General features: G+C 47.7%; 14 protein-coding genes. 13 read left to right on the forward strand and 1 reads right to left on the reverse strand.

Features of this window, described 5'->3' with window-relative positions:
* Window positions 1-238: 238 nt before the first annotated feature.
* Complete coding sequence (locus RBA41_RS31395; protein ID WP_306628281.1) at window positions 239-655, reverse strand: hypothetical protein; 417 nt, start codon at window positions 653-655, stop codon at window positions 239-241.
* A gap of 722 nt (window positions 656-1,377) precedes the next feature.
* Between RBA41_RS31395 and RBA41_RS31400 the strand changes: the two genes are divergently transcribed.
* The 13 genes from RBA41_RS31400 to RBA41_RS31460 all read left to right on the forward strand — a co-directional run.
* The gene (locus RBA41_RS31400; protein WP_306628282.1) at window positions 1,378-1,647 is read left to right on the forward strand and encodes a hypothetical protein; all 270 of its coding nucleotides are present in this window, start codon (window positions 1,378-1,380) and stop codon (window positions 1,645-1,647) included.
* Between the two features lie 49 nt (window positions 1,648-1,696).
* Entirely contained in the window at window positions 1,697-1,882 is a 186-nt protein-coding gene (locus RBA41_RS31405; protein ID WP_306628283.1) for a hypothetical protein, read from the forward strand.
* Window positions 1,879-2,331, forward strand: a complete 453-nt coding sequence (locus tag RBA41_RS31410) for a hypothetical protein (protein WP_306628284.1) — start codon at window positions 1,879-1,881, stop codon at window positions 2,329-2,331. The genes RBA41_RS31405 and RBA41_RS31410 overlap by 4 nt, the downstream gene beginning before the upstream one ends.
* Complete coding sequence (locus tag RBA41_RS31415; RefSeq protein ID WP_306628285.1) at window positions 2,331-2,642, forward strand: TrbC/VirB2 family protein; 312 nt, start codon at window positions 2,331-2,333, stop codon at window positions 2,640-2,642. The genes RBA41_RS31410 and RBA41_RS31415 overlap by 1 nt, the downstream gene beginning before the upstream one ends.
* A gap of 6 nt (window positions 2,643-2,648) precedes the next feature.
* Window positions 2,649-3,038 carry a VirB3 family type IV secretion system protein gene (locus RBA41_RS31420; RefSeq protein WP_306628286.1) on the forward strand — a complete coding sequence of 130 codons (390 nt, stop codon included), beginning with the start codon at window positions 2,649-2,651 and terminating at the stop codon, window positions 3,036-3,038.
* Complete coding sequence (locus RBA41_RS31425; RefSeq protein WP_306628287.1) at window positions 3,001-5,412, forward strand: VirB4 family type IV secretion/conjugal transfer ATPase; 2,412 nt, start codon at window positions 3,001-3,003, stop codon at window positions 5,410-5,412. The genes RBA41_RS31420 and RBA41_RS31425 overlap by 38 nt, the downstream gene beginning before the upstream one ends.
* A 3-nt stretch (window positions 5,413-5,415) precedes the next feature.
* Complete coding sequence (locus RBA41_RS31430; RefSeq protein ID WP_306628288.1) at window positions 5,416-6,051, forward strand: type IV secretion system protein; 636 nt, start codon at window positions 5,416-5,418, stop codon at window positions 6,049-6,051.
* Window positions 6,052-6,163: 112 nt separating this feature from the next.
* Entirely contained in the window at window positions 6,164-7,147 is a 984-nt protein-coding gene (locus RBA41_RS31435) for a TrbL/VirB6 family protein (protein ID WP_306628289.1), read from the forward strand.
* 2 nt (window positions 7,148-7,149) lie between these two features.
* Window positions 7,150-7,869: a VirB8 family type IV secretion system protein gene (locus tag RBA41_RS31440; RefSeq protein WP_306628290.1), complete on the forward strand. Its 720-nt coding sequence runs from the start codon at window positions 7,150-7,152 to the stop codon at window positions 7,867-7,869.
* Window positions 7,866-8,729 (forward strand): TrbG/VirB9 family P-type conjugative transfer protein, encoded by an 864-nt coding sequence (locus RBA41_RS31445; RefSeq protein WP_306628291.1) that lies wholly within the window; start codon window positions 7,866-7,868, stop codon window positions 8,727-8,729. The genes RBA41_RS31440 and RBA41_RS31445 overlap by 4 nt, the downstream gene beginning before the upstream one ends.
* Window positions 8,680-10,077: a type IV secretion system protein VirB10 gene (gene virB10 / locus RBA41_RS31450; RefSeq protein ID WP_306628292.1), complete on the forward strand. Its 1,398-nt coding sequence runs from the start codon at window positions 8,680-8,682 to the stop codon at window positions 10,075-10,077. Before RBA41_RS31445 ends, virB10 begins: the two co-directional genes overlap by 50 nt.
* A gap of 62 nt (window positions 10,078-10,139) precedes the next feature.
* Window positions 10,140-11,102: a P-type DNA transfer ATPase VirB11 gene (virB11, locus tag RBA41_RS31455; protein WP_306628293.1), complete on the forward strand. Its 963-nt coding sequence runs from the start codon at window positions 10,140-10,142 to the stop codon at window positions 11,100-11,102.
* The coding region (locus tag RBA41_RS31460; RefSeq protein ID WP_306628294.1) for a type IV secretory system conjugative DNA transfer family protein at window positions 11,099-12,354 on the forward strand (1,256 nt) is incomplete at its 3' end. The genes virB11 and RBA41_RS31460, both read left to right, overlap by 4 nt.

The raw sequence follows: 12,354 nt of genomic DNA on the forward strand, positions 1-12,354 counted from the left end.
TGCCGGTGGACGGTGATCGTGGCGTCTAGGGGCTTTTAACAAGGCTTACTTGTCCTTGACGTCGGCAAGTGGTGGCCTGAAAGATGGACGGTTTTATCGTCCAGTCCCGCAGGGACCGAGCGAGAGCGGAGTCTGAGAAGGGCATCCCGTTTTTTCGCCTTGGCGAAAAATGCCCCAGCCGCTGCTCTTGACGTTGGGTTCCTGTCGAATCATAAGAATGCTTCGCAAACATTGAGGATTATTTCTTTTGGCGTTTTATTGCTACCCATAATAAAAGCGCGTATAAAATTAAAAACGGGCCTATATAAAGATGATCGCGCATAGTTCTATTAATTTCTTCCTCGGTGGAAAATGCATACCCTGATACCCAAAGGAGATATATCAGATTTATTTTAAGCGCGCTGCTTGTTATCAATATAAATGCTATAAGCACCAGAAGCTTAATAAATCCGTCGGTATGATGTTTTTCTTTTGCGTAATACCACCATAACCAGCATGCTGAACTTACTTCAATTGATCTAGTCGCGACATCGAGAAATTGTGGAAGAAGAAGCAGGAAACCAAGAACAAAACCACCTAATGTAGAAAGTGCTGTGATGCTACCGAGCGTCAACGCTATCAAACGAGAGATGTAAATTAAGCGGTCTGTAGACATTTTCCAGGGTCCTCAAGATTTTCTAAGCGCCTTGCGCGGAAGCGTATTGTAGCGGCAACAAGCATGCTGAGCACACCTCGCCACCTTGATAGAGAACAAAGTGTCCCGCCTTGATCTGCCGAGCGTGGCGCAATTTCAGTCAACTGTTGTGTTCAAAATCTGTACACTGTCAAGCCACAGTTTCGATGTCATTCGGCGCCTAAAACGATCATCTAAACCGACTGTTTTTTTTGCAAGAGAAAATGCCGCTTTTTCGCGGGCTATACGCGACATAAATTGACTGCTTGCCAAGTTAGTCCTTAACCCGTAAGTCCGGCAACCTCTATCTGAAATGCTACAGAATTCTTGGATCTACTCGCACCAGCAAAATTTCGCCCGTTTTCACCGGTAAAATGCTGACTTTCTAGCTCAAAAAAACCGTAGCAAAAGCATCGCGAGCTTAGGGAGAAACAGTAACAAAAAAATAATCATTGGACCCAAAAAGGCAACTTTCGCGTAGAATCTTGGTCTTGCCTTTCGGACTTAATAATTTCCTGAAAACGCCTTCTGGTATGAAGAAGCCTGTCCAGAGAGATTGGCGGATTCTTCGTCATTGGGTAGTTTGCGCTATAGGTAGTGACTAGCCTCTTGTTCTACCTATATGCAGGGTTTGTCTGAGCGCGAGCCAAGTCGAGGAAAAAAGCGTGCGGGCCAAACAACATTGAAGTTTTCACACAAAGACCATGCTACCGAAAATCTACCCTATTGAAAAAGTGGAAACCGTTGAGACCGAGATAGCAGCAGCCCCGCCGTTACCTCCAAAGACACTAACCCAAGAGCAGGTTTTGAGGAGGCTAACGAAAGAGATTAGGGTGCTTCACAACGTGAAGAACTATTCTCCTTCGGAGATAGTTGCCCTACTGAAAAAGAGCGGCGTAAAAACCACAGTCCGCGAGGTGAAGAACATATTAGGATTTGCAGGTAAAAAAACTGAGCAAAAAAAGGCCGTGTAGCCGGCTCAGTAGTGCTACCATTATTGCATCGAAAAATGGTGTAAAATCTATGAAAAAATCTGGCGAAAATATGATGCGAAAAACTGTTCGATTTGGTGTTGTTTTGGGGATCGTTTTTGTGCTGACTGCGTGTGCTCAAAAGCCGGTGTTGAAGCAGCTTGATCCTGACACCCCGGAGACCCCTGTTAATAGTCCTGCGCAAGCTGACGCAATCAGGAAAGCGCATAGCAAATGAAAGGGCGCGTGTTGGTTTTGGGCCTTGGTGTTCTTCTCTTTTCTCTGTCGGCTCAATCGGCAGGCCCTGGGGAACTGAAGATGAAGGCGGCTATGAGTAATGGTATGTCGCCCACAGCGCACGAGGATAGGTTAGCTATCCTCCAACACGAGAGGGCACAGATTCAGAATGATTTAAATGCGGTCGTTGCGGCTTTACCTAATTCGCCCAATATGCAAGAAGCCTTGAAGGGTGTTTCAAGGTTGCAGGCCGATTTGCAGGCAATTGATCGCGAGATCGTACGGGCCGAAGCCCCGCGCACTAGCGTAGTGGTTGCGGCAAAAAAAACAGCGGCACCTGCCGCTGGTGATTTGTCTCCAGCTCCGCAGATGGCAGAGGTCAAGGTGACTGATGCTGAATACGAAGCTTGGGATGTTTTTCAAAACTTTGGGAAAAAGGTAAATAAATAATGAAATCGTTTCAGAACAAAAAAATTGGCAATGCTGCGCTTGGCCTGCTCCTGTTCGCTATCGCAAACGTAGCGTTTGCGGCTCCTGGCACTGCTGGTGGGTTGGCAACGGCGGAGGCAACCGCAAAGAATATTCAAACAGGGCTTTTTGCGCTGGTTGGCACCGGCGCCGCGAGTTATTTGATTTTCACTGGGGTTATGGCCTTCATGGATAAGAAGACCTGGGGCGACTTCGGCATGGCAGTCGTCTATGTCTCTCTGGTGGGTGCGTCAGTTGCTCTGGCCGCCTGGGCGTGGGCTCTCTTTCAATAAAACACTATGGAACCAGATGAAGAGATCGAGCCGGAAATATATATCAGTTATAACGGCTTAGGACGGTCGCCTGTGATTTGGGGCGTACCGTACATGTTTATTCTATTCGTCGGGTCCGGTGCGTTATTGGCAGGTATGATGTGCGGGCTGTTTTTTGGTCCGCTTGGCTGGCTTGTCGGCCTTGTCGCTGTTCCGGTTTTGATCTTTGTCCGGATCATTTCTGAAAACGATGATAAGGCCGTCAACATTCTGCTAATCGAAATCAAATGGGTTTTACGCAAGAAATTTAGCGGATCGGCTAAATATTTCGGCGGGACCACGGCGATAGCACCAATCACTTATGGACGACGGAGAAAAGATGTTAAGCAATATTTTAAAGAGCACATTGGCAGGTGAAGATTACTTGCCGAAGTACACTTATCACGTCCGTGAGACCATTACACGTATCGACGATGGACGTGTAATGTTCGTCGTTCGATGCAAAGGGTTGCCATTTGAAGTAATCAGTGATGGTGTGCTGAGAAACAATTACCACTCGCTCAACGATTTGTTTTTGTCGATTGCCAAAACGACTGCTCCAAGGATGGCTGTATGGGCTCATCTAGACCATTATGAAACGCTCTTTTCGACAAAGTATGAGTTCTCTTTTGAGTGGCTTAAAGATATGTCGCAAAAATATATGGAGCAATTTTTAAAGGAGCCCAGCTTTGAAAATGATTTTTATCTGACGTTTGTTCTTAAGCCGGGTAAAAACGATGACCTCGAAGATTGCATCAAGGAATTGGAAGAAATTCAGATTCGTGTAATGCAATCGTTGCGGCCTTATGAGCCGGTGACGCTTACTAGCTACAGGTACGAGTCCAATCTGTTCAGTGAGATTAGCGAGTTCCTGGCATATTTGTACAACGGTTTTTGGGAGCGTATTCCATGTACCTCGCTTCCGCTGCATCAAACAATCCAGTCCAGCTCGCTATATCACGGTTTCACGCTGTTAGAAACCCGGTTCCCGGATGGGGGACGGCGGTTTAGTGCGCTTTATGATCTGAAGGATTTTCCGGAGCCTACAAAAAAGGGAATGTTGAATCCGCTGTTGTCGTTACCTTTCCCCTTTTTGGTCAATTGTTCATTGACCTTGCTCACGTCCGCTGAGTCTTTGAAAATGATTGGTAACGCATTAAACAAAATGGGGTCCGCTGGTGATCTTGCAAGCGACCAGCATGAAGACATGGAAGCAGGACGGCAAGCAGTGGCGAGCGGTAGCGTTTACTTCGGCGAATTCCACTTGGGCGTAATGGTTCATGGCGCCAGCGAAAAGGAAGCTGAGAATAGGGGGGCCACCATGCGCACCACTATGAGTTCGCTATGTGGTACTCAAGTAGTGCCAGCGACGTTGTCTGCACCTTCAACATTCTATGCAATGTTCCCTGGCAATGCTAAGGAACGGCCACGACCAATGCCGAAAAATACGCGAAATTTTTCTGGTATGTTTAGTATGAATACGTTCAGTAGTGGCAAGCAATTCGGGAATCCCATTGGCGATGGTTCGGCTATCCTGCCACTTAAAACAAGCGCGAAGGGCGTTTACCATTTCAATTGTCACTACACGTTACCGGATAAAGATTTCAAAGGGGAGAAGATACCTGGGCACGTTCTGATGATCGGCGCAACTGGTGTTGGCAAGACGACCGCGCAGACCACATTATTAGCGTTTCTGGAGCGCTTCGACTATATGCTTTTCGGAATTGATAAAGACGGCTCAATGCGGGGATTAACCGAAGGCGTTGGCGGTACGTATTTCAATCTTAGGGCTGGTGAACCGACCGGGCTTAATCCATTTCAGCTAGATGATACCCCCATGAACCGGTCGTTTCTTTATGATCTGGTTGGGGCTTGTGGCCGTCGGGATGGTAAAGAACATAGCAGCGAGGACATCAAGGATATTAAACAGGCAGTGGACAGTGTTTTCGAGCTTCCGTTTGAAGTGCGCCGTTTTGGCATCTTGCTGCAAAACATTCCGGATCGCGGGGAAGACTGTCTTGTTCGTCGCCTAGCGAACTGGTGCTATGACGAGACAGACGGTCAATATGCGTATGCCTTGGATAATCCGACCAATGCGTTTGAGTGGTCTAACCTGCGGCGGGTGGCTTTTGATGTAACCGATTTCCTCAAGAAGGGGCATCCTGCAACGGAACCTATCCTTTCCTATCTTCTTCATTTGAAATCTTTGATGAAGAAGCAGGGCGGTTTGATGTGTACGGTGGTTGAGGAATTCTGGTTGCCGCTTCAATATCCAACGACTGCTGAACAGATTCTTGACATTCTTAAAGTGGGGCGGCGGCGCGATGAATTCATCATGCTTGTCTCGCAGTCACCGGAAGATGCTATTAAGAGTCCTCTTTTGCCGGATATTTTGCAGCAAACGCCGACGAAGATTTATCTTGCCAATCCTGATGCTGAGTATACAAATGCGGAGGGAGGTGGTTATGTTCGATTGAATGTATCGACGAAAGAGTTTTCAAAGATTCGTGCGCTGGGTAAATACGATTACAAATTTTTGGTAAAGCAGGGCTCGCAAGCGAATATCGTCAAACTGGATATGTCCGCCGTTCTCGACTACATTCCGGTACTGGCGATGGCCCAAGAAGACTTTAAATACCTAGACGCTGCAAAAGCAGAAGTTGGTAATCATCCTGATGCGTGGGTTCCATTTTTTATCAAGCTCCGGCGTGCCGGAAAAATCACAAGTAATACATTAAAAAAGGCTGCATAAATTATGAATAAAATCCGTAAATTCCTTGCCTGTGTCATTTGCATGTTTGCAGTGTCCGGCGCGCACGCTGGTGTGCCCGTCTTTGACGGCGCTGCTGTCTTGAATCTGGTAACTCAATACCAACAGATGATGCAGCAATATACGACAATGAAAAGTCAGCTTTCGACGGCAAACAACCAGCTTGACGCGATGAAAGGCTCACGCGGAATGGGGACGCTTCTTACTGACCCCTCGATGCAGTCGCATTTGCCGAAGGATTGGGCCAAAGTAATGGGGCAGGTACGCTCAACGGGAACTTATTCTTCTGAGCGTGCCAAGTTCCCCACTGTCAAGGATGCTAAGGTAAATGCCATCTATGATTCGATGGCGACCAATAATGCGACGATGGTGGAGTATTTCAAGCTTGCCGGCGAACGGCTGGAAACGGTCGCTAAGTTACAAGGTGCGATTGATACCGCAGAAGATCCTGCGGCAAAGGCTGATTTGCAAAGCCGCATTATCAGTGAGCAAAATGCAATTGCTGGAACATCGCAGTTGTTGGCGATTTTGAAGGAAAAGCAGGCCCAAGAAGTCATAGATGCGCGGCAAGATGCACACCGCAAGTACATTTGTGCTGAATTCAAGAAGAACTGCCCATAAGCTGGACCAGTTTCGCGGAGGCGAAACTTTGTAGAGTATTGGTGACACATTTACTGCACCTGGTTAGCAGATGTGTCACCATTTTTTTTACGGTGACAGGATTGGAAAAAAAATGGATGAAGCCGCACCTATTACTTGGCTAATAAAAGAAATAGATGCCATTGTCAGCGCTGGTGCCAGCACGGTCTCTACCGGACTTGCGAACGGTATAGCTCCAATTGCGTCGGCATGCTTTGGCATTTATCTCATTTTGATGACGCTAAACTACCTGCGTGGTAACGAAACCGAGCCGGTAGTTGATTTCTCTTTAAAGATGGCATCCTGGGCGCTTATCATTGGCTTCGGTTTAAACGCGGGCAACTATAACAGCACCGTTGCGCCAATTGTTACCGGCCTTGGGACAAGTCTTGCGGATATTGTTAGTGGAGGAAACGTAACCTCGGGAGCACTTGATACCCTGGCGTTGACATATCTAAAAATCATTGATGAAGGATTCGCTAAAGCGCAAGAGGTCGGGGGACTAGACGGTATTGGCATAACCTTGTTGGTAGCGATGAAAGCCACAATCGTGATTTTGGGCTTAGTGCCTTTTCTAGTAGCCGCGACATTGTTCATCATTACTGCAAATGTTGGATCACAAATTATTGCTATGGTCGGGCCGTTGTTTTTCGCTTTTCTTTTATTTCCAGCTACGCGACAATATTTTTCAGCGTGGTTAAATACTGCTTTTAGCTATGCACTAATACCGATGATAATAGCGGTTGTAGCTTCAATATCTGTCGGATTATCACAGAAGATGATTCCCGCTGGTTCAACATTGGATGGAGTTCCATTTAAGACGGTTTTCCTGGCTGCGGTAGGCAATCTTGTGTTGCTGTTCTTCGTCAAACAGGTTGCATCGATAGCATCATCGCTAAGCGCTGGCGGTATTAATGCTTCAATGCCGGGTAGCATTGGCACACTGACCGGTGGAATAAGCTCCGGGATGAAAGGAACAGCGAAGGAAATGAAGGGTGCTCATAAAGCGTGGGGGGCAACAAAGGGGCTTCGTACAAGCATTGCTAATAAGTTTAATAGTATTCGGAAAGCTGGGTAATTATGAAAATGGAAAAAGTGGATATAGAGAAGCAGTCGCCAAAAAAGGCTAGTAGGGCGCCTCAATCGTTTGAAGAAGCGGCATTGGACTTTGAGAATTCAAAAATCATTGGTTTAAAGCTATCTCGCAAGATAGCTTGGGCGGTAGCCGCAGCGGCCTTGCTGATTTCACTGCTGTGCGTGTTGGCGTTGTTGGTTGCACTATTCAATCATACAGACCCGCAACCTGTTGTTTATGAGAAGGATTCGAAAACAGGCAGCATCATTCAAATGAAAACTCTGAAAGACACGCCATTGAAATCTGATGAAGTCACTGACAAGTATTGGATCGCGACTTACATAAGACATCGAGAGGGCTACGATTGGCATACTGTCGGCACAGAATCCGAAATCGTTAAGCTGATGTCTGCATCTGATGTAGGCTCGGAATATATGCGGACAATTCAAGCGGATACTGCGCCTTTAAATATGCTCAAGGATAAAGGGAAGATCGTTGTCAAAATCGCTTCTATAACGTTTGTCGGTGAAATCGCTCAAGTGCGATTCACAAAGCAACGTGTGAATACGAGCGGTGAAAATCTGGATGGTTCTCCTGAACAGAGTTTCATTGCGACGTTATCATATAGATTTGATAACGGCGCGATGACCGATCAGCAGCGGCTGTCGAATCCGTTGGGTTTTAAAACAATGACGTATCGTGTTGTTGATGAGGTAATTAAATGATTAAAGAGTTACTGACAATCTCGCTCGTTTCTTTGTCTTGCTTCGCCTCTGCTAACGATTTTGAACCGGAAGGGCGCATCCGGGAAGAGGTGTATAGCTCGCGGAAAGTTTATACTTTCTATGCCAAGATCGGAAAGGCGACGGTTATAGAATTTCAGGAAGGTGAAACAATTGACCCTAAAAAGACAGACTTGTCGGTGTTGGGGATGGGTTTTGGTTCTGGCTGGGATATCGGCTCAAGAGCACACACATTTTTGTTGAAGCCAAAACACGTCAAGCCCGATTCGAATTTGATTCTCGTGACGAACAAGCGGCGCTACGTCTTTGATGTGAAGCTTGCACCGAATCGTGTTAAGCCGACGTATGTGATTACCTTCACTTATCCGGAAGATCAGAAACGCGAGCAAGCTGAACAGATTGCAAACGCTAATCGCATGGCGGCGCTCGCCGCATCCGCGCAAGCGAGTAAGGATAAGATCACTGAGGAAGCCAGGGCGAAACGTATTGTCGTTAACACCGAATATAACTGGCGTGGTGAAAATCAGCGCTTACGGCCCACGGCTGCATGGGATGACGGGTTATTCACGCATCTTGAATACAAGCATTCTGCTGAATTGCCGCTATTTTATAAGGTGTTACCTGATGGGTCGGAGGCGTTGATTAATCAAAATGTCGCCGCTTCATCTGGATATGTGACGGTGCTACAGGAAATAGTTCCGATTATCCGCGCTCGTTTAGGTGAAGATATGATCGAAATAGTGAACCGTAATTATAAAGTGCCTGAATACAATAATACTGGCACGTCGGTGCATGGAGCAGTTCGTGTTGAAAAATCAGGTGGGGTGCGAAATGTCGAGTGATAACAATAGCCAGGAAACTGATAACAGCGCAGATGAAGGCGCGATTCCAAGTCTCGATGCCGCATCGAACGATAGGGTTTTGGGCATTCCAGAAAGTCGGACGAAAAGGAAAACGAACGTTGGGAAAATTGGGGTTTTGCTTGCTTGCCTCGGTGGAACACTCTTTTTCGTGTTTGGTATTTTGTTATTCGCTAAGGGCAGGGCAAAGGCTCCAGGTGCGCAGCAAGTAGTTGCAGCCAAGGTCGATCCCACGAAGGTGAAGAATACAGCGCTTGATAGCGATTCGTTGGAACGCGTGAAGGCAGAGATCAAGCATAAAGAAGAAGCGGCGGCGGTAGCGCAAGCAGATGCCGACGCCAAGGCCGCTGGTGCGGCCGGAAATGGCACGCCACAACCCGCAAGCGCTGCCGGGGCGCCTGCTGCTTCCCAAGGCAACCGAATGGCCACTACGGGCGTCCAAAGCGCTCCAGGGGCCGCTCAGGTGGCGCCGGCCGGCGCGCCTGGCTCTCAAGGGGCTCCGCAGGTGGTTGCGCCACGCCCGCTGACTTTAAGCGAGCAGCGCTTGGCCGGTGACGTTCTGTTAGCGGGTAACGGCCAGCCTGCCGTATCCGCAACTGCGCCAACTGGTGGCATCTCCGAGCAGCAGCAGGCAGCGCCTCGGATGCGCATGCGTGACGAAAGCCTTGATGAGGCGATCGCCAGTCGAGGAAGACAGAAACCCGGAAGCATGGGGGAGATGCTGCAACCGACCGTGCTCGAAGCACGTCGTGCTGGCCGCTTAGGCAATCTCGATTTTCTGCTCAAGAAAGGGATGACGATTCCGTGTGCCCTTCGGACAGGCATTGATACGACATTGCCGGGGTTTCTCACGTGTGTAGCGATTAATGACGTGTATTCCGCTAATGGCGCGGTGAAATTAATCGACCGGGGCGCAACGTTCTTTGGCGAGCAGAAGTCGAATGTTGCGCAAGGTCAGGCGCGTGTTTTTGTGGTCTGGACTCGTGTTGATAATCCATCTGGCGTGTTTGCCGATATTGATAGTCCAGCGACAGACGAAATGGGCTATAGCGGCGTAGGAGGGCATGTTGAAACTCATTTTTGGAAACGCTTTGGCGGTGCAATCATGCTGAGCCTTATTCAAGATGCTGTTGGTGCTGCGGTTGATCGTCGTGATCCGGGCGCCGTTCAGATTTCAAATACAAGCGGAACTGGATCGGCAATGGCATCAGAAGCGCTAAAAGGGACCATTAATATTCCTCCAACAATTACCGTATTGCCGGGGAAAATCATTAACGTGATGGTGGCCCGTGATATTTCCTTTGAATCCGTATATAGCGTGGTGAAATAATGACGTCTCCACAGTTTGTTCGCCCTGCTCATGCAGATAGGTCCGTATCGGTACGGCAGCTTATGCAAAAGATGGGAATTAGTGACGCCTTGAGCGGTGAGATTACCGAGTTTGCAGTTAACCGTCCTGGCGAATACTGGATCGAGAATCAAGCCGGATGGCACTGTATCGAGCATCCGGCACTAACGCTGTCTACTTTAAAAGGGTTTGGGACAGCAAGTTCGGTGTTCTGCCATAAGAAACTTGACAGCGATTCACCGATCCAATCTTTAACACTACCTGATGGGGAGCGTGCTCAGATCGTATATCCGCCCGTTTGTACAGATGGGACAATCAGTTTAACCATCCGGAAGCCGTCTCCTGATCGCTTTAGTGTTCAACAGTTTGCCGACTCAGGGCGTTTAAAGCCGCGCTTGGCCGGGCTGGGAGAAGATATCCAGCCCTGGGAAGCCGATCTACTGCAATGCGTTAAAAATGGGCGTATGGTCGAATTTTTTGCAGGGGCGGCAAAACACCTTCTGAACATCGTCACCGTTGGTGGTACTGGTTCTGGTAAGACGACATTTTCCAAGGCGATGATTGATTTATATCCTGCTGACCGGCGAATTTTTACCTTAGAGGATGCGCATGAATTAACAACGCCGCGTCATAAAAATGCAGTTCATCTTTTCTTTTCCCCTACTTTTAATGCAAAAGAGGTTTTGGCAAGCTGCATGCGTATGAAGCCGGACCATATCTTTTTGGCAGAGCTGCGGGGTGACGAGACCTGGGATTACTTGATGGCTCTAAAATCAGGTCATCAGGGCTCGATCACATCCATCCACGCAAATGATTGTCGCGGGGCGCTTTACAAAATAGCGTCGTACATCAAGCAATCGGAAGTAGGGCGCACGTTAGATATGAGCTACATCTTAGGGGAAGTGCAAACGACGATTGACGTTGTGTTGTATTTTGAAAAGACACATCTGGTCGAGATTTATTACGATCCGCACCAAAAATTAAAGCTGTTAAGGGGCGCACGATGAAAAAAGGAAAAATTGCAGGCGGCGTACTCTTCCTGTTATTAATGTGTGCCGGCGCCATCTGCGCGGCACTTTGGTTTACATCCACGATGTTAATAAGCAATCTCCATTTAGAAGGAATTGAGCCAGGGTTACGAACTGCATACGATCTTTCGCAATCCGGAGAAAATAAACGGGTTAAGGGATTCGCTGCAATATCCATGATTGCGAGCGGCGGGATACCGTTCGGGATTTTCGGACTGATGATTTACACGATATTTGTGCCAAAGAAGCGCGAGCTTCATGGGTCAGGTAAATTTGCTGGACGAATGGAGTTAGTCAAGGGCGGCTTGCTTGAAGCAGATAAACCGGGTGACAAATTTCCATCAATTGTTGTCGGCAAAATGGGTAAGGAGTTTTTGTTTTTCCGGGGGCAACAATTCATGTATCTCGCCGCCCCAACGAGGTCCGGAAAAGGTGTGGGCATAATTATTCCTAACCTGTTGCATTATCGTGACTCTGTGGTGGTACTTGACATTAAAGGAGAGAACTTCAAAAAGACTTCAGGATTCCGCGCCAAATGTGGGCAAGAAGTACATAAGTTCTCGCCTGATGACGAGGACTATGCTACGGCGTGCTGGAATCCAATGGCATATGTTCGTGATGATCCACGTTTCCGTGTTAGTGATCTGATGACCATTACGAATACCCTGTATCCGCCAAGCGATGATGTTTGGGCTTCAACAGCGGAAAGTCTGTTTCTCGGTATTGCACTTTACTGCATGGAAACGGCGAAAGAGCGGGACAATTTCAACATCGCCCATATCAAGAAATTGCCGGTGATGCTACCGTTTTTAAAGGATGAAGACACGCTTATGGCTTACGTTAAGTCGCGTGAGCCTTTTGAGCCTCTTTCGGAGGAATGCGTTTATCAGCTTAGGAAGTATGCGCAAACGAGTGAAAAGCTGCGTAACAGTATCATGATTAGTTTCGATCAACCTCTGTTGATCTTTGCTGATCCAATTACGGCGAAAGCGACCTCAAAGAATTCGTTCAGTTTCCTGGACGTTCGGCGCAAGCGCATGAGTATCTACGTGGTCATTTCACCTAAAAATATTGAGAAATTTGGGAAGCTACTTAATCTCTTCTTCCAACAATTGCTCAATCTTAATATGGATGAGCTGCCAGAAGATAACCCAGCATTGCGTTATCAGTGTCTTTTGGTTCTCGATGAATTCACGGCCATGGGTCGCGTGGGTATCATTGAGAAGGCATC

The sequence above is a fragment of the Massilia scottii genome, from assembly GCF_030846495.1.
GTDB lineage: Bacteria > Pseudomonadota > Gammaproteobacteria > Burkholderiales > Burkholderiaceae_D > Telluria_A > Telluria_A violaceinigra.